Origin of the sequence: Colwellia marinimaniae, assembly GCF_002207865.1 — a bacterium.
In the GTDB taxonomy this organism is placed as follows: Bacteria; Pseudomonadota; Gammaproteobacteria; order Enterobacterales; family Alteromonadaceae; genus Colwellia; species Colwellia marinimaniae.
On the sequence record NZ_BDQM01000008.1, the window covers coordinates 67,985 to 85,975 of the forward strand.

Here is a 17,991-nt window from a genome sequence, read left to right on the forward strand (position 1 = left end):
TCATTAAATCCGTACTAGTAAAGAAGTCTTACTGAACCAGCATTACTGCACTAGCAAGCACAGCCGCACAAGTTGCTTTGGCAATGGTTTTACTTCGCTCGGCACTGCAACTGCTAGCGCAAATCCCGAGGCGAGATATCAAATTATCAAGCTCTGTATACACTAAAGCTTTATCAGGCTGAGTAGTCAGTGTTGAAGGCATTAACTGGTCTAACAATGGGTTTAGTAAATTGCCTCGTCCGACTGTGTCGAAGGCAATATCCGGAGTTTTACTGAAATCTACCTCGGTAAACCAGTTATTGCGGATGTTATCGTCTTCAATTGCCGTATCGCAGTAAGCAATGGCTAATTGCGTAATCGCCATTTGCTGAGCTGAAATAAAGGTTTCAATATTGGTTAATGTCGGTAACTGTTGCTTGACTAGCTGATAGGTAGTGGCTACTTTTAGCGCATTTTTATTAACACCAGTTAAGACACTCATGCTGGCATTAATTTGGGCAAAATTTCGCAGACCTATTTTAGCGCTGTTAGTATCACTAAAGCTTGCTTCAGGGGTGATAAATAGCGCAGGTAAAACCACATTGCTATGCTCCCCGAGTTGCTCAAAAGTTAAGAAAAACTCGTCATTATTGGCACCTTTTTCCAGTGCTATAATGGTGCCTAAGGGAGATAATGGCACCGGCTCGGCCAGAGAATCGTCACTGGTGAACGTAAGGCTGATATTAGCGTAAGCTTGCCCTTGGGCACTTTCTTTGCCATTAATACCAATGCGCATTTTAGCCAGTAGGGTGTTTTTGGCTAGGGCCTTACCATCTAGATTGACTAAACTTGGCTGAGTAAATAAATAGCTGTAATTATCATACTGGCTGACTGCAAATAAAACATAGGTATTAGCGAGCTCTACCAGTTCACTTATTGAAAATAATAACAAGAACTTTTCACCGACACCAACATTATAATTTTGTGTTATTTGTTCTTGCGATAACGTACGGTTATATATGGCTAATAAACGAATATTGCCTTGCCATACGTGATTATTTGAAGCTTCTTTACCTAAGATTAAGGCAAAGCTGTCATCCCATGAAGCCAAAGGTGATATGCCTTCATCAATAATAGCCATGAGTTTGCCGTTTACATAAATACGGCGACCCTCTGTCGCTGAGTATGTTAGTACGATATGTTGTAAGGTCGCTTGCAATACTTCATCAGCATCAGGCGTGCTTAATGACGGCTCACCATTGCTGTTACTGTTCGCTGTTTGCAGCATAAAGTCATAGTTATACTGGCTTTGTCCTAGGGTAAAGTTCCTATCATTATCCCCGGCTGAATAGCTGATTATTCTAGCGGGACCTTCTTGGACAACATTATGTGGGGTGAGCCAGGCTTCGATAGCAAACTCATTAGTAGCGGTAATCAAGTCATGAATCTTTTTGCTAGTGGCGGTACTTGCTTGTGCTTTACCGTTAGTAAAAGACAAGCCCCAACTGCCGAGCCACTCAACGTCTCCTGTAAGGGTCAAGTTAGCAGCAGGGGAAATACCTGAAGTATCATAGGCGGTATTACCCTTACCGGTTTTAAATTGATATAAAGCAATAATGTCAGACTCAAATCGGCCGCCGCTAGAAGCGACCAAGCCATCAGTTAATAATAGTGATTTTGATACCAGCATATCAGCTGATATAACATCAACGGTTATCTCATCACTCATCGCTTGAATACCTGCTTGCATTTCATCACTATTGGCTTGGCAGTCACTCCAACAATTATGAAATTCACTGCTTAAACGAATCACTAAGCGAGACTTATTTGGCTCTGCTAAATTGATTACCCGCTTGGCGGCTTCATAGGCTTTATCAATATGTTCACTAGCAAAAAAGGGCGACTGTGCTGTGCTCGACGATTCGTTATGACAACCGGCACAGTATTGGCTGACAATCGGATAGACATGAGTACTAAATAAGGTATTTTCAGCAGGGAAATTTTTACTGCTGCCTGGCTCTCTAATAACCGGTGCTTTCAATTCAATGGCATTGGCAGTGCTTACTCTGTCGTCTGCCCAAAGTTTTATCCACTGTTGCATGGTTTCGCCACAAGCTTGCTTGCTAGCTAGCCAACAGTTATGTCCACCGGCAACTTTTTGTACCAGGCGAGACTCAGCTGGTTTGCTTAAGCTGACTAATGGGTTTGTTGCTGCATAGGCATCATTGACGTTTACTCTACTGGCAAAGTAGGGCGCTTGATTGCCCTCAGTATGGCAAGAGCCACAACGGTCCGTTGCTGAAAGGTTATCCCAAAGGGCGGTTTTATATTTTTGAATATCTTCGGTCGCCGGCGCGGGTCCTGTGTACTCAGCGTTGCTGTTATCTTGCACTAAAGGCGGCAGTTCTTCTACGCTAGTTTCACCACAAGCGTTTACCAGCAAAAGTATGCACAGTACTAGCACTGTTTTAAAGCAGGTAAATCTAAGAGGGAAATACATCATTATTCTCCCATGCAATAGGCAGCAACTTCAGCAAATACCTGCTTAAGTTGATATGAATGTTGTTTAAAGGAAGTCGTTGTTGTTTTAATTTGTGTTAAATCAGCAGTACTTTCTGCATCGCGTAAACAGACGGCTTTAAAAACTTTTTTTACTTGGCACTGAGCAAAGGCTTCACTGTTTGCTAGCTCTTGTCCTAATGACTTCATACCACTGCCTTGCCCCGTAAGATTGCTATCCCAACCCAGTTTTTGATTTATCCCTTCACGCCAGTAATTTTGCCAGTCGTCATTTTTGGTGACAAAACCAAAGGGAAAACTGCTGGCATTATTATGGTATTTTGCTTTGACTCTAGTACCAGTGGCAGCATCAATATCTGCTGATTGGTTATAAGTTATCTCGCCATTTTCCCCTTGAGGATCATTTTCAGTATCAAATTGGTAATCATAATAAGCAAATGCTTGTGCTAAAGGGTCCATGCCGGTGTGACAACCTGAACAGTTATTGATAAATAAGCGACTATCGCCGCCAGGACTGCGGCTGACATCTTGACGAATTCTATCTGTTGGTAAGGTATTGTCTTTTAGTGGCTCCAAATCGGTACATAGGTGATTAATCAAGGTAAAACGTAACATTGCTCTATTAGTACCTAAATAAAAAAAAGCTTTAGCGGCAGCTCTTGAGGTTAATATCCCCGCCGTTGCTTCAGCTGGTAAGCCATTCAAACTTGATTGACTCACTTGCACTAACCCATCGGCCAAGTTAATAAAGTTACTCTCTAATGCCTGATAATGATCGTTATTGTTTTTGCTATAAGCAGGTAAGTTAAGCTCGTTTTTGCCAACATAGGTGATATCGGCTTGTAATATTTGCCTAAAATCTAGGTCATCACGAACTGCCCCTATGATGGTGGCACTGTAATCATTTAGCGGAAAAAATATGTCTTGGTCTTTATTGGTCCAAGGGCTAGCAAATACCTTTAAGGTGGTTGAATAAAATTCAGGAGATTGCATGGCTAGATAAGCAGCTTCGGTAACTTTACCTTGTGCAATTAAATCACTCATATCAATAAGGGTGGTCACTGATGGCGGTACGCCGGTGATACGGTCATGCAGTCGTTTAGCCTGCTCTAAACTCGAGGCGCTGACATTAAAGGAGATGATTAAACACAAAAATAAAAATAATAGGTAAGGGGAAATATTGCGGGTATTTACTTTAATAAAATGTATATTAAAGCCGTTCTTGCTCGTCGTATTGCTCGTCTTATTGCTTGGGAGTGACATCTCCATACAGCCTCCTTGAAGATGCGGTGTTTGCAACTTTTTTGCTTTGATATATAGTAACCATGTTGTAACAGTGTATATAATGATGTTTAAACGAGCAAATAAATTTATTGCTAGTGATATCAAAACACCTAGATTAATTTAATCTTGTTATTTTTTAAAAGTATAGGGATATTGCATGAAACCGAAGCTATGGTGTAGCGGACTTGCACTTGTAGCTGTGTTGTTTACCGGCTGCAATGAGCAGACAGTCAAAACAGCTGCACAAGTTGATGCTGTTTTAGTTGAATACCCAGTTGTCTATATTGAGCGTAGTATCAATAGCATGGCTGACGACGCTTTAACTCCCGTTGCTTTTTCAGCGCGAAATCCTGCCAAATTTAATCCTGGTGCTCGACTTATTGTCAAAAATAATGCCTTTGCTGACTCACCTAGTACCATACTGACGGCCGATCTATTTACCGATGCACAAGGTACAGTTCAAGCAATAGATATTCGAGACTTAAGTGTATCGCCTGATGGCCAATCATTTTTAGTGTCGCTTAGGGCGCCAGCAATCCCCGATGTCGATGACAATGAGCAACCAAAATGGAATATTTGGCGTTATCAATTGGCTGATAAAAGCTTTCAGCCGATAATTAAGAGTGCTGTTATTGCCCAACAAGGTGATGATCTAATGGCATCATTTTTACCCGATGGTCGCATCATTTTTGCCTCAACACGGCAGCGTTTAGCTCGAGCTATATTATTAGACGAAGGTAAGCCGCAATACACGGCTTTGAATGAATCAGGACAAGAATCAGCCTTTAATATTCATGTAATGCAAGCTGACGGCAGTGATATTAGCCAAATCAGTTTTAATATGAGCCATGATTTTTACCCATTAGTTTTACAAGATGGCCGCATCTTATACAGTCGCTGGGATACTATGGGCGGCAATAATAAAATCAACTTATACCGTATGAATCCAGACGGTACTGAAAATCAACTGGTCTATGGCTGGCATTCTCATCAAATAGTTTTAGATGGGGAAAACCAAAAGATAGAATTTGTTAAGCCGCAACAAATGCCCAATGGTGATATCTTGCTGTTATTCACATCAACGGATGATGAGCTTTATCAAAAAAGGCCTATGTTGATAAATATCGAGCAATTTATTGATAACCAACAAGCTTTGGCCAGTGAATCCGTTCCCGGTAGCGCACAGCAAGAGCTATTTACCGATAGTGTATATCGCTTTAGCTTCTCTGAGAAAATTAATACTGCTGGCCGGTTAAGCCACATATTTCCTTTGCCTGATGATAGTGAACGTTATTTACTGAGTTGGGATTTATGCCGGATAATTATTGCCGACCTAATAAAAGCCTGCGGACAATTATCCGCAGAAGAATTAGCACAAGCCGGGCTTGAGTTAGCATCGCCTTGGTATGAGTTGTGGCTTTATAACGGGAAAAGCAATACTCAACAAGTTGTTGCTAAAACGACGGAAGGTAACATGCTTAGTGAAGCTATTGTGATGCAAGCAACTGATTACCCTGCGGCCTTTATTGCTGATAAAACGTTTGGCTCTGGGCTCATAGCAGAACTCGTCAATGAACAAGCTGCAGTAATTCATATTCGCAGTGTCTATGATATGGATGGCGTAGATTCATCAATAAAAGAGACTAAGCCGTTAGGCATTCTTTCCTTGAGGGACCCAACATTAACTACCGCAGCAGAGCTGCCGGCTCGATTTCTCCGAATCGTTCGTGGCGTACCGCTACCACCCCGTGAGGTTAAACAACTTAGTAATACTGATTTTGGTCGCAGCCGAAATCAATTAATGCGAGAAATCATCGGCTATACACCCATTCAACCCGACGGCTCAGTTAAGGTGAAAATACCTGCCAATGTGCCGTTTGCCATTAGTGTGCTTGATGTCAATGGTCAGCGCATCGGTGGCAGACATAGACAATGGCTAAGTGTTAAGGCGGGAGAAACCTTAGAGTGCCATGGTTGCCATAGCCAACAAAGTGAATTACCCCATGGTCGGCCTGAGGCACAAGCTGCAAGTATTAACGCTGGCGCTAATCCAGGTGGGGTTGCTTTTAGCAATACCAACCCGACAATTATCCCCTTGCAAGGACAAACTATGGCCGAAGCTGATGAAATGGTTAATGGTTTAGCTCAGCTTTCGGCTGATATTCATTACTTGGATATGTGGAGCGACGCTGAAATTTCAGCTCCAAATCCTGAGATAGATTATAGCTATCAGCAGTTAGCAACACCGGCGCCAACAGGTAATCTATGTTTTACTCATTGGAACGCTTATTGTCGACTACAAATAAATTATGTCGAGCATATTCAGCCATTATGGCAGTTATCTCGCCAGGTATTTGATGAACAAACGGCAGAATTAATAAGCGATAGCACTTGCTCAAGTTGTCATGGTCCCCTTGATAGTGATAATTTAGCGCAAGTGCCGGCAGGGCAGCTAGATTTGAGTGACAGTGTTTCCATTGATGAGGTTGCTCATTTAACGGCTTATCGCGAATTACTCTTTAATGATGTCGAGCAAGAAATCATTGACGGCATAGTGGTTGATAGGCTAATTGTAGTCCTAGATGATAATGGCAATATTGTATTTGAACTTGATGGCCAAGGAGAGTTAATTCTTGATGCTCAGGGCAGCCCTATTCCGGTACTAACCAAGATTACCGTACCGGCAATTTTATCGACTAATGGTGCTTTGCAAAGTAGGCGCTTTTTTCACTTATTTAAGGAAGAAAGGCATAAAGATATGTTGTCTGTCCATGAGTTACGACTGCTCAGTGAGTGGCTCGATATTGGCGCTCAGTACTACAACACACCCTTTTATAGCCAAAATTAAGCCAATAAATGCAATTATTACCTTTAAATCAGCAGCTAAGTCGCGCTTACACAAAAATGGCGCAAACACTATTGTGCCTACTCGCCTGTTTTTTAAGCGCTACATTATTGGCTGATGAGGTAAAGGTGAACTCCTTGTTAATCGAGGTGGCTTTTGTCGAGTTACATTCAGGTCCTGGTGTTGGTTATCCGGTTTTATATGTGGTTGAAAAAGGTGAATACCTCAGTGTACAAGTGCAGCGAACCAGCTGGCTTAAAGTTACCGATAAACGTGGCAATACTGGCTGGCTTCATCAAGATGAATTGTTAGCTTTAACGACAGCACAAGGTCAAAAGCTTAGCCGTGCTGAAATATCTTCGGGGGATTTTCAAGGCAGAGATTATGAAGTGGGTGTTATGTATGGTGACTTTGCTGGGGCGCACTTTTACAACGCGCAATTTGCCTATCTTTTTACCTCAGTATTTAGTGGTGAAGTTTCGGTAGGCAAAGCCTTAGGGACTATTTCAAACAGTGACTTATATGAAGTTATGTTGATTAGTCAGCCGATGCCAGAGTTATTTATTTCCCCCTATATTGCTATTGGTGGCGGGATTATTAAAACTAAGCCCCACAGTGTCTTGGTTGATAGTGAACAGCGCCAAGATACTTTAATGAGTGCCGCCTTTGGTTTGAAATATCATTTAGCACGCAACTTTTTATTACGAGCGGAATATAAATATTCGTTAGTACTAACGGATAGAGATGACAATGAAGAGATTCAAGTATGGAAATTAGGTTTCAGCGTATTCTTTTAGCAACGTCTTTAAGTTTACTCATAAGTATCGGCATCATAACACCAGCAAAGGCTGATCAGTCAGTAGACTTTGTGCTGTTCAATGAAGATGCAACCAATGATGCTTCAGGCAATAATACTTCTCTAAATGAAAGTAATGCTGATGTCGATGTCGATGTAGACAGACGAACGGTACTGGAAGATATCCTAGATAATGAGAATTTTGAACTAGGTATTCAGTTCGGGCTTATGTCTATTGAGGATTTTGAAACTAATGGCTGGGTAAGTGCTCACTTCGCTTATCATATTACCGAATTCTTTTATGCCAAAGCGCGTTACGGACAATCTGACGCGGGACAAACGAGTTTTGAAAAACTTGTTAACGTACCGCCATTGCTTACTGATGAACAAAGAAAGCTGCGTTATTATGGTTTAAATATAGGTTACAACCTAATGCCAGGTGAAGTGTTCCTTGGGCGAGATTTTGCCCTTAATAGTGTTTTTTCTATTGAGTTGGGCGGTGGTACCACGGAGTTTGCTGGCGATGAAAAGTTCACCGTTAACTTGACTGCTAATTATCGAATCTTTTTAACGGATTGGCTCACTTGGGATATTGCTATGAGTGATTATATTTTTGATACTAGTATTACCGGTGAACATAAAACCAGCCATAATTTAAATTTCACTACCGGCTTTGCTTTTTACTTTTAAGGATGAATTGAATGACATTATTATCTGCAGCTAAAACAGGTCAAAGCAGACCACGGCGTGCCTTTTCATATAGCGCCACTTTATTTAACAGCTTGTTAGTGGGGTTCTTGTTAATTACTACGAATGTCAATGCCTTAGAACTAGGTAAGCTTGCACCAGACTTTACCTTAAAAAGTATGGCAGGCATTAACCTTAATTTAACTGAGCAGCGCGGTAAAATAATAGTCATTAATTTTTGGGCTTCTTGGTGTGGTCCATGCCGCAAAGAAATGCCAGTGTTACAAAAGTTTTACGAAAAATATCAAGATTTAGGTGTTTCTGTTTGGGGAATCAATGTTGAACAAGAAAACCAAGCTGGACGCGATTTCTTAGCCGATTTGAACCTAACTTTCCCGATATTATTTGATGACACTAATACCATTTCGGCGAGCTATCAAGTTGAAGCCATGCCGACTACCATCATTATCGATAGGGATGGCGTAGTTAGGTATGCCTTTAAAGGTTATAAACCTGGTTATGAAAAAAAATATGCCAAGGCCATTAAAAAGCTGATCAGAGAATAAATAGTGAATAAAATGATAAAGCCAATATTGCTACGGACTTTGTTTTGCTGTTGTCTGTTAAGTGTCACTGCTTGCTCAAGTCTCGCTATTGAACCTTGGGTTAAACCGTATGAACGACAAAACTTAGCCGATGCCATTATGAACAATAATCGCCATCCTATTGCCAATATGCATATTGCTCATGTTTATGAGGCAAGGGAGTCTTCAAGGGGCGCCGATGGCACAGGCGGGGGCGGCTGTGGTTGTAACTAATATGCGTTGGCTGATACTGTTTTCTCTGCTGTTATCTTACCTGCCTTATGGCAAAATCACTGCCGCGGTATTATCGCCGGATCGCGTCGATGTGCTTTATCATAGCTATGATGGTGGTGGTATGAGAATTGATGGACCAGCGATATTATTACGCAAAAAAACCAGTGAAACCCTGGCAGTATCGGCTTATTACTATGTAGATAGTATATCGTCAGCCTCTGTCGATGTGATGAGTACCGCCAGTCCTTACCTTGAAAAACGTAAAGAAGTACAGCTCAGCCTCGAGTATTTACACGACAAAACCTTAATGGACATTAGCGTTAGGCAAAGTGATGAAAGTGACTATTTAGCCAAATCGATCAACCTTAATATATCTCAAGATACCTTTGGTGATTTAACCAATTTAAGTGTCGGGCTAGCGTACAGTGATAATGAAATAAAGCGTAATGGTGATGAGTTTTTCGCTGAGCAAAGTCAGCAATATCGTGTCAGAGCTGGCATCAGTCAAATATTAACGCGCAACCTATCAATGAGTTTAAACTTTGAGGCGGTCGCCGATGAAGGTTATTTAAATAACCCTTATCGCAGTGTCCGTTATATCGATAATAGCCAGCCTGCCGGTGTTGGCTATCAAAGCGAAGTTTATCCTAATACACGTAACTCTTTTGCCAGTAAAATTTCAGCCAGTTACTACCTGCCTTATAGAGCGGCTCTTTTTGTTCATTACCGCTACTTTAGTGATAGTTGGCAAATTGATGCCAGCGATATTGAAGTCTCTTATCGGCATCCCATAGCGGATGTTTTTGAAATTGAGCTGAAAATTAGGCACTACCAACAAACACAAGCAAGTTTTTATAGCGACTTATTCTCCTATCGTGATGCACAGAATTACTTAGCAAGAGATAAAGAACTGAGCGAGTTTGAAGATCTTACCTTAGGTTTAGCTTTGACCTATCTAGTGCCGAAAAAGTATTCTTTTGGTGACCTACGCTCTGAGGCTTCATTACAATGGGATTATATTAAATTTGATTATAAAAACTTTAGAGATCCTACTGCTGGCGAAGGTATAGGGACAGAGCCTCTTTATGGTTTTTCAGCGAATGTTATTAGGATTTTTTATAGCCTTTACTTTTAAACGTATTTTAAAACAGTTTTAATTTAGTTTTAAATAAGTTTTTACACAAGGTTTAAAGGCCATTTTAAAAGTGGCCCTTTAGGTAGTTAATAAATATGAAATTATGTAATTTGTTCAAAACACTCACTGTCTTGGTCTTGGCACTTAGCTTTAATAGCGTTAGTTATGCTGAAAGTACTGCCAACGCTAAGAAAGCAACAGAGTCGAGTAGTGAGCTGGCGCAACAACTAGAGCAGTTGAAGTCACAAGTAATACAACTCAATAGGGAGCTATTTATTCTTGAAGAGGATTTATTGTTTCCAGCCAGTACTCAAATCGCTATTTTTGTTTCTGTGGACACAGGCCGATTTTTTGCCCTTGATAGTGTCGAAGTTAAAATTAACGATAAAGATGTTGCCGGCTTTTTATATACCAAACGGCAACGCCAAGCATTGGAGCAGGGCGGTATTCAAAAGCTATATTTAGGCAATTTGAAAATAGGGCAATACCAATTAACCGCAATTTTTACCGGTGTGGACTCGGACGGGCGAATGGTAAAACGAGCCGCAGAGTATCAATTTGACAAAGATGATGAAAGCTTGATGATTGAGCTTAAGCTTGTTGATAATACTAAAAATTATCGCAGCCAAGTTGTTATTGAAGAATGGGTTTTATAATTTACTATGGGCATTAAAGTAAGCTTTACTCTTTTTGCAAAAATGTTGCTGCTGATATTATTCAGTCAAGCAACGGTTAGCTATGGCCAAAGTAATCAGTACGGCGAAAGTGCTCAAAGTGATGACAGTAAACTAGTTCTGCAAACAGATCTGCAAGATAAGTATTACCGCCAAGCACTTTATTTTTACTTTCAAGGTGATCATCAGCAAGCTTTAGTGCAAATAGAGCAGAGTAAGGCGAAATTAAAGCGCTTAGATAGTCGTGCCACTTTATTTGCTGCGGGTTTGCAACTTTCCGCAGGCTTATTACAGCAAGCGAAAGCTACCTTAGTCAATTTTGATGCTTTGCTTAACGTTGAAAAACAGCGAGAAAATAGTAGTAATAAATCAGCTAAGGCGAGTGAATTACGCTTGATTGCTTTACTTTCATTAAGCAATGAATATCTTTCCCAAGGGGAGATAACACAGGCAAAAGATAGCTTAGCTAGCATTGAGTCAGTTTCCTCTACCTATTACCAAGAATATCATGTCCTGACTCAACTGGCTTATTGGCCAGATGATAGTCGTTTATTGTTAGTTAAACCGATCTCAGAGCTTGATGATACATCTGCTTATATTCTGCTCAATGAGGCATTACGTCTTATTGAAACGTCACAATATGATTTAGCCATTAACGCATTAAAGACCATTAAAAATAACCAATGGCACCAAGAAGAACATGGCTTTTGGCAGACATTATTTTTAAATGAGGCAAGTTTTTCTTCTCAACGTGATGAACAGCAAATGGCCATTTTACAAGGTCAAGCAATTCAGGATTATGCGCAACTACTGCTTGCACAAATATATATCAGTCAACAACGCTATGACTTGGGCTTCAGTGAATTAAAAACCTTCCCAGAGCAAAGTCCCTATGCAGAGTCAGCATTATTTTTATTCGCTTTTGCTAGCCAGCAAGTGCAGCAATATGATATCGCTTTTAATTTATTAAATTTGCATTATAAAAATTATCCGTACTCCCAACTGGGTTGGCAGTCGGCTGAGTTAATGGCGCAGCAAGTCAGTGACCAGCAATCACTTGCTCAAGGTGTCAGTGCTTATCAAACCGTGGAAAGCTTCTTTCTATTACGCCAGCAAGACTTAGACACGTTTTCCATGGCTTTTAATCAAAGTATTAATTTACTCGATTTCTCACCATCGAGCCAAGTAAGTCAACATAAGCCTGAAGGCAATGACCACTACTTGCCCGAGTCGGTTTGGCTACAGCAAGCGCTTTATGATGCCCAACTTGCTAACTTATACCAAGGAGTGATCGCCATTGATGAACAAGCGCAGCAAGTACAATCATTACTCGATAAAACAACCTGGCTAGCTGAGATTATTACTCTTAATCAAGCACGTAAGAAAAATATTATTGCCGCTAAAGAAACGCGTGATACTCAAAACGTTTTCAAGCAGTTAAAAACTGAGCGAGACCGTTTAGCTAAATTACTTAACCAACAATTAGCTAACAAGCAAGCTTCAGCGTTTGCCAATGCAGAAGAGCGACAATGGTTAACACGGATAGCGAGGAGCCATAGCGCTTTGACCCAGATTGCTGATAAGAAAAACACAGCAGACTATAAACAGCGTTTAGCGCGAGTAGAGGGCGTATTGTCATGGCAACTAGCACAACAATATCCTCAGCGTGCTTGGCAGCACCGCAAACAATTGTCGCAAGTAGATAATGCCATTGCTGGCGTTACTGCTCAGCAGCAACAATTAGATAAAATAGCCAATTCTCAGCTCTCCCTCGAACTTAGCATCAAAAAGCAACAACAAAGTGTTAAGCAGCTTAACTTGTTATTAACGCAACTGGCTCAGTTACGAGAAAAAATCAGCGTGAAAATAAGGCAGAAAGTTAAACTTTATATCGATGAACAAGGTGTTGTTTTAGCGGAACACCTGCTAAGTACTCGCCAAGGTATGGCGAAAGTTTTAGAGCGTATGGCAAAAGCAGATAAAAGCTTAGCTATTAAGTTAGCGCCGTCTGCTAAGTTAGCTGCTGCTGAAAAAGTATCGACTATAGCGGGTACTTATTAATGTTGTTTTTTTGTCACTTATTCCGCCAGCTTATATCGGTATACTCTTGGTGGCTAAAACTAATCTGTATTGTTGGTTTTTCTGTCGCCCTAGTCGGTTGCCAAAGCACCGAGCAAAATGGCAGTTCGACGCGAAAGACTCTAGCCGACTTGGCTAATGAGCAAGGGCATAGTGACATTGAGAGTATTACTTTAAGTCGCTCACAAAGAGCCAGCAAGCTCGCTGAATTATACCAAAACATACTTACCTTAGAGCCTGATGTGGAAGTGAGGGCACAAATAGAATACCGCTTAGTACAAATGAGCAGCCAAGCTTATGAAAGCATTGATGAGCAAGATTTGACTGATGAGCAAGCCTGGCAAAAATCTGATGATGCACTTAATGCCTTGATATTATCCTATCAAGACTTAATCAGCCGTTTTCCTGAGCGTAGCGATAATGAATGGCTGCAATACCAATTGGCTAAAGCACTTGATTTACAAGGAAAGTCTACAGCAAGCTTGCAGCAAATGGAGATCTTGCTGGCTAAATACCCAAACAGTCAATACAGCGCCGAGTTGCACTTTAGACGTGGTGATATTTATTATACTTTTCAAGAGTATCCCGCAGCCCTGCAAGCCTATTCCTCGGTAAGTAAGGCTGTTAGTACGGCGAATAATCATGACGCCTATTATATCAATAGTCGCTATATGTCAGCTTGGGTACTGTTTAAGCTCAATCGTTTAGCCCAAGCTGATATTGAGTTTATCTCCTTACTTGATTATTTAGTCGCTCAGCAAAACCGGCCAGATTATCAGCATGATTTCAGTTTCGATACGCTTGACTCGCGCTACGCTAGCTTAGTGGTAGATGTACAACGGGTATTAAGTATCTCTTTAAGTCAGCAGCAGCAAGCTAAATCCTTAGTTTCCTTGGTAAAACAGCAACAAGGGCTCACTAACTTAAAGCTATATCAGCATATTCTTTTCAAGAATTTAGCTGAATTTTTAATGAGTAACGAGCTTAAATATGATGCCGAATTAGCCTATCAAGCCTATATCGATATAGCGCCGAATACCATTTGGGCCGCGCGCTATTCGCTGGCATTGATGGCGCTACTTGAACAACAAGGCAAATACCGGGCCAGTAGAGTGTTAAGGCAAAACTACGGCAAACAATTTGGCCTTAATAGCCGGTTCTGGCAGCAGGCATACGCAGCTAAAGGCCATGGGAATTTAACTCAGCGTGAGATAGAGCATGAAATTTTACCTAACTTATTGCGCTTTAGTTACCAGCATAGCCGCCGACTTTATGCGCATGCTCAAGGCTTAACTGCTAAAAGTAAACGCCGTAAAGCTTTTGTAAAGACCAGTCTAGCCTTGGCCACTTATTTAGAGCTGGCGCAGCTGCCACAAGCCAATTACCTGCAGAATAAACCTAAATTAAGTAAAAGTTTATTAGCGGATGAGTTGTTATTTGCCGATGCCAATTTTGAGGCGCAACAGTATCAACAAGCCTTAACCGCGTACCAAGTTATTGCTTATAAAAAAGAACTAAAGGTTAACTTACAAAGTAGTGATGCTAATAGTAGCCTGCTGCTCAATAATGAACTTACCACAAAAACATTTAAGACAACGGATAACGCTGGAGCTAGATTACGTCTTGAGGCTGCTTATGCAACGACCTTAACTATCCGGGCAATGCTGCAAGTTGCCAAAGTAAAAGCAACGGATACTTTGCAAACCTTAGGCTTGCATGATGAACAAAAAGTGCTGATCTTGACACGTAATCAGTTAGACCAACTTTTTGTCGCCAGTTATCCAAAAGATAGCCGTGTAGTCACCTTAGCAATACAAGCCGCTCAAAACGCTTATAGTGCTAAAGATCATCTAGCGGTCAAATATTACAGCGACTTTATTTTGCAAAGTCATTCAGTAACCTCTAGGGAAAATCCTGCTTCAGTAAAACAAAGTTTTGTGGCAATTAAGTTAGCTAAAACAGCCTTGAAACAAGTACAAATTGCCAGTCAATTACAGGCGAATAGTCTTTATCGAAGAAAATATTATGTCAAAGCTGAAACGGCTTACCAATTAGCCCTAGCTTATGTAGACAAGACTAATAACGCCCAAGTAAATAAGCGTAAAGAAATGCGTGAGTTATTAGCTTCATGCATTTATTTTCAGGCACAAGGCTTAGCAAAAGAGCAACCACTTTTAGCGGTGGCCGATTATTTGCGCGTGGCTAAAACTGTGCCTGAATCTTCATATGCTCTAACTGCTGACTTTGATGCCGGTAATATATTATTGGCGCAGAAAAAATGGCGACAGGGCATTGAGGTATTATCCCGCTTTAAAAAACGCTATCCAAAGCATGAATATAGTCGCTCCATTTCAGCAAAATTAGCCAAAGCGTATGAAAGTACCGGCCAGTGGCAGTTAGCCGCGGCGCAATTGTTAGCCATGATTAATGGGCCAGCCGCTACTGGCTTTTCAGACCAGTTAAAAAGAGAGGCACAATATACCGCGGCAGAGTATTATCAAAAAGCGGGCAATACCGATAAAGCGTTAAGCACTTATCGAACTTATGCCCATAAATACCCTGAGCCTTTTGTACTTGCCCAAGAAGTACGTTTAAAACTCAGTGAGTTTTATCAACAAAAAAAGGATACCAACAAACAGTACTTTTGGTATCGAAAAATTGTTAAATACCATGATCGAAAAGTCAGGAATTCGCTAAGTAGTATTACCACAAGAACAGCATACTTGGCTTCCTTTGCCGCCTTAGGATTAGGTAAGGCTCATCAGCAAACTTTTACTTGGGCAAAACTTAAATTGCCACTGAATAAAAGTTTACAGCGCAAGCAATCGGCAATGAAGTCGGCGATTGGCTACTATCAAAAAGTATTGTCGTATCAAATGGCCGAGTTTGTCCCGCAAGCCTCGTTCAATTTAGCCATTATGTATAGCCTTTTGGCGAGTGACATTATGTCTTCAGAGCGGCCAAGGGATCTTGATGAGCTAGCGCTAGAAGAGTATGAATTTTTGCTTGAAGATATTGCCATGCCCTTTGAAGACAAGGCCATTGAAATACATGCCAATAATGCTCAGCGAGCTTGGCAAAATGTCTTTGATGTTTGGGTAGAACAAAGCTTTAGCGCCTTGGCTGAACTAGACCCTGCGCAATATAATAAACAGGAGCGCGCCAGTGCAGCTATTGAAACTATTTATTAGCTCGATTGGCGGTAAGCCAGTTTTTCCTTCGGCTAAAATTGTTGTTACGGCTATAACATTATCATTATGCTTAGGTGCTTGTGCCTCAAAGCCAGTAGTGGATAACAGTCAACAAGAAAGTGTCGCAACTGCGGTTGTTACCGATAAAAACCAAAGTATTACCGAGAGCAAGGCTAAAGAAAAGCATGTTAATAGTAACCATGTTAAAAGCGGTAAGGCGTACAGCAAGTCAGTGCCAGCGATAAACCGTTACTTGCTGCAGCAACAAGCGAAGCAAGCAACAGCTGTGCCTGCCAAGGTACTTAAAGATTACCAACAAGCCCTTAGCTTGATGAAAGCAAAAAAATGGCGGCAAGCACAAGCCTTATTTGACCAAGTAATACTTAAACAGCCACAATTATCAGGCAGCTATGTCAATAAAGCCATCATGGCCAAGCAGCAAGGTCAGCTAGTGCCAGCGCAATTGTTACTGGATAAGGCTCTAGCAGTTAACGACCTTAATCTGTATGCCCACCATTTACAGGGACAAGTTTACCGTTTACAGGGACAGTTTGATAAAGCTGAGCAAAGTTACTTAGCGGCTTTAGCCATTTGGCCGGACTTTGCTGAAGCTCATGCCAGTATGGCTATTTTATTAGAGCTTTATCGTGGTCGTTTACTTGCTGCCCATGGTTATTATCGCTCTTATCTTTTGCTAAAGAGTGATGACGATGAAGTGAAACGTTGGCTGGCCGGATTAGAGATAAAATTAACACGAGCAGGACTAGACGTTCCTAGCGCTGAACAATCTACACTACAGATAGTAAAACCGCAGTCCACTGAGCTGCAATCAGTGGCTGAACAAACGGTTGATAATCAAACTGCATCGCCAAGCAAGGAGCTGAATCATGGCTAAGTTTTTACCACCTACAGTGTTAGTTTTGACTGCTGTTATCTTGCTGACTCAAACGGTAAAGGCTGTTGAAGCCAGTAACGTAACCAGCAGCAAGGTTGAACCACTGATCATTCACAGTCAGGTAAAAGGCTCGCAAGAGCAACCCAATGTTATTTACATTATGCCTTGGCAGGGTGTTGATCAGGTTATTGAAGTAAAAGGCAAAGCGCGAACGATAAGTTTACCTCACTTCAAACCGATAAACCCTAGGGTGTTTAAAGAGCAAGTACGTTTTTTTGCTAGCAAGCAATTAGCAGTAAAAGTTGCAGCAACTAAATAGCACTAGCATCAGCACAATAACAATGCTGACTTAAGAATTAAGAATAAAAAACATTAGAAAAATCAGGTAAAACTACAGCAGTAACTGCATAAAAAAATATAAAAGGAAGCACCATGGGTATTATCGACAGCATAATCAATTTTTTACAAACCGGCGGAGCATTTATTTATCCAATCGCCTTAGTGTTAGTCATAGGTTTAGCCATTACTATAGAGCGTTGGCTTTATTTAAGTTCGGCATTAAGACGTAACCGTAAAGCGTTTTCGCTGTTGCAAGACTCATTAAAAAAAGGTGATCTCGCGGCAATTAGTCAATATGCCAAAGAACATTCGGCGCCAGTACTGGATGTGCTGCAATCTGGTATCGCTCGTTTATCGTCAGTAAAGCGAAGAGAAGATGTCGAATATGCCATGGAAGAAACCATGATGGAATATATGTTACGTCTGGAAAAGCGTACGCCATTTTTGGCGATATTAGCGAATGTCGCCACATTACTGGGCTTACTTGGCACCATTATGGGCTTGATTGCGGCTTTCTCTGCGGTTGCCAATGCCGATCCAGCTGAAAAAGCGAACTTGTTATCTGCTAGTATTTCAGTGGCAATGAATACCACGGCTTTTGGTTTAATTACTGCCATTCCGCTTATCTTATTTCATAGTGTCTTAATGGGAAAAACGGCGGCAATTGCTGACTCACTAGAAATGGCAGGGATCAAATTATTAAACTCGCTTTCTTTTGGTCAGTCGTCTGACGAAAAAAGAAGCTAAGA

Annotated in this window: 14 protein-coding genes; 12 read left to right on the forward strand and 2 right to left on the reverse strand. The window is 41.1% G+C overall.

Features of this window, described 5'->3' with window-relative positions:
- Positions 1-28: 28 nt before the first annotated feature.
- Together MTCD1_RS06935 and MTCD1_RS06940 are read right to left on the reverse strand one after the other, a co-directional pair.
- Positions 29-2,482, reverse strand: coding sequence for a LamG domain-containing protein (locus tag MTCD1_RS06935; protein WP_231732950.1), 2,454 nt, complete (start codon positions 2,480-2,482; stop codon positions 29-31).
- Positions 2,482-3,768: a hypothetical protein gene (locus MTCD1_RS06940; RefSeq protein ID WP_231732951.1), complete on the reverse strand. Its 1,287-nt coding sequence runs from the start codon at positions 3,766-3,768 to the stop codon at positions 2,482-2,484. The genes MTCD1_RS06935 and MTCD1_RS06940 overlap by 1 nt, the downstream gene beginning before the upstream one ends.
- 172 nt (positions 3,769-3,940) lie before the next feature.
- On the opposite strand from MTCD1_RS06940, the gene MTCD1_RS06945 reads away from it, so the two are divergent.
- From MTCD1_RS06945 to MTCD1_RS07000, 12 genes are all read left to right on the forward strand, one after another.
- Complete coding sequence (locus MTCD1_RS06945; protein WP_057179586.1) at positions 3,941-6,631, forward strand: HzsA-related protein; 2,691 nt, start codon at positions 3,941-3,943, stop codon at positions 6,629-6,631.
- Between the two features lie 8 nt (positions 6,632-6,639).
- Positions 6,640-7,425 carry an SH3 domain-containing protein gene (locus MTCD1_RS06950; RefSeq protein ID WP_057179587.1) on the forward strand — a complete coding sequence of 262 codons (786 nt, stop codon included), beginning with the start codon at positions 6,640-6,642 and terminating at the stop codon, positions 7,423-7,425.
- A complete protein-coding gene (locus MTCD1_RS06955) occupies positions 7,395-8,114 on the forward strand; it encodes an outer membrane beta-barrel domain-containing protein (protein ID WP_057179588.1) in 720 nt (239 codons plus the stop codon). Before MTCD1_RS06950 ends, MTCD1_RS06955 begins: the two co-directional genes overlap by 31 nt.
- A gap of 11 nt (positions 8,115-8,125) precedes the next feature.
- Complete coding sequence (locus MTCD1_RS06960) at positions 8,126-8,677, forward strand: TlpA family protein disulfide reductase (RefSeq protein ID WP_082606397.1); 552 nt, start codon at positions 8,126-8,128, stop codon at positions 8,675-8,677.
- Between the two features lie 12 nt (positions 8,678-8,689).
- Complete coding sequence (locus MTCD1_RS06965) at positions 8,690-8,929, forward strand: DUF4266 domain-containing protein (protein ID WP_082606398.1); 240 nt, start codon at positions 8,690-8,692, stop codon at positions 8,927-8,929.
- Positions 8,895-10,064: a DUF3570 domain-containing protein gene (locus MTCD1_RS06970; protein WP_057179589.1), complete on the forward strand. Its 1,170-nt coding sequence runs from the start codon at positions 8,895-8,897 to the stop codon at positions 10,062-10,064. The genes MTCD1_RS06965 and MTCD1_RS06970 overlap by 35 nt, the downstream gene beginning before the upstream one ends.
- A gap of 95 nt (positions 10,065-10,159) precedes the next feature.
- Positions 10,160-10,720: a hypothetical protein gene (locus tag MTCD1_RS06975; RefSeq protein WP_057179590.1), complete on the forward strand. Its 561-nt coding sequence runs from the start codon at positions 10,160-10,162 to the stop codon at positions 10,718-10,720.
- A gap of 6 nt (positions 10,721-10,726) precedes the next feature.
- Positions 10,727-12,799, forward strand: coding sequence for a hypothetical protein (locus tag MTCD1_RS06980; protein WP_057179591.1), 2,073 nt, complete (start codon positions 10,727-10,729; stop codon positions 12,797-12,799).
- Positions 12,799-16,008: a tetratricopeptide repeat protein gene (locus MTCD1_RS06985; RefSeq protein WP_057179592.1), complete on the forward strand. Its 3,210-nt coding sequence runs from the start codon at positions 12,799-12,801 to the stop codon at positions 16,006-16,008. The genes MTCD1_RS06980 and MTCD1_RS06985 overlap by 1 nt, the downstream gene beginning before the upstream one ends.
- Positions 15,983-16,903, forward strand: coding sequence for a tetratricopeptide repeat protein (locus MTCD1_RS06990; protein WP_057179593.1), 921 nt, complete (start codon positions 15,983-15,985; stop codon positions 16,901-16,903). Before MTCD1_RS06985 ends, MTCD1_RS06990 begins: the two co-directional genes overlap by 26 nt.
- Positions 16,896-17,222 (forward strand): hypothetical protein, encoded by a 327-nt coding sequence (locus MTCD1_RS06995; RefSeq protein ID WP_057179594.1) that lies wholly within the window; start codon positions 16,896-16,898, stop codon positions 17,220-17,222. Before MTCD1_RS06990 ends, MTCD1_RS06995 begins: the two co-directional genes overlap by 8 nt.
- 113 nt (positions 17,223-17,335) lie before the next feature.
- The gene (locus MTCD1_RS07000) at positions 17,336-17,989 is read left to right on the forward strand and encodes a MotA/TolQ/ExbB proton channel family protein (protein ID WP_197410241.1); all 654 of its coding nucleotides are present in this window, start codon (positions 17,336-17,338) and stop codon (positions 17,987-17,989) included.
- Positions 17,990-17,991: the final 2 nt, after the last annotated feature.

Coding starts and splice junctions, on each gene's coding strand:
- MTCD1_RS06950 (WP_057179587.1), top strand. CDS start 6,640: ATGCAATTATTACCTTTAAATCAGCAGCTAAGTCGCGCTTACACAAAA.
- MTCD1_RS06955 (WP_057179588.1), top strand. CDS start 7,395: ATGGAAATTAGGTTTCAGCGTATTCTTTTAGCAACGTCTTTAAGTTTA.
- MTCD1_RS06945 (WP_057179586.1), top strand. CDS start 3,941: ATGAAACCGAAGCTATGGTGTAGCGGACTTGCACTTGTAGCTGTGTTG.
- MTCD1_RS06935 (WP_231732950.1), bottom strand. CDS start 2,482: ATGATGTATTTCCCTCTTAGATTTACCTGCTTTAAAACAGTGCTAGTA.
- MTCD1_RS06960 (WP_082606397.1), top strand. CDS start 8,126: ATGACATTATTATCTGCAGCTAAAACAGGTCAAAGCAGACCACGGCGT.
- MTCD1_RS06970 (WP_057179589.1), top strand. CDS start 8,895: ATGGCACAGGCGGGGGCGGCTGTGGTTGTAACTAATATGCGTTGGCTG.
- MTCD1_RS06980 (WP_057179591.1), top strand. CDS start 10,727: ATGGGCATTAAAGTAAGCTTTACTCTTTTTGCAAAAATGTTGCTGCTG.
- MTCD1_RS06940 (WP_231732951.1), bottom strand. CDS start 3,768: ATGGAGATGTCACTCCCAAGCAATAAGACGAGCAATACGACGAGCAAG.
- MTCD1_RS06975 (WP_057179590.1), top strand. CDS start 10,160: ATGAAATTATGTAATTTGTTCAAAACACTCACTGTCTTGGTCTTGGCA.
- MTCD1_RS06965 (WP_082606398.1), top strand. CDS start 8,690: ATGATAAAGCCAATATTGCTACGGACTTTGTTTTGCTGTTGTCTGTTA.
- MTCD1_RS06995 (WP_057179594.1), top strand. CDS start 16,896: ATGGCTAAGTTTTTACCACCTACAGTGTTAGTTTTGACTGCTGTTATC.
- MTCD1_RS06985 (WP_057179592.1), top strand. CDS start 12,799: ATGTTGTTTTTTTGTCACTTATTCCGCCAGCTTATATCGGTATACTCT.
- MTCD1_RS07000 (WP_197410241.1), top strand. CDS start 17,336: ATGGGTATTATCGACAGCATAATCAATTTTTTACAAACCGGCGGAGCA.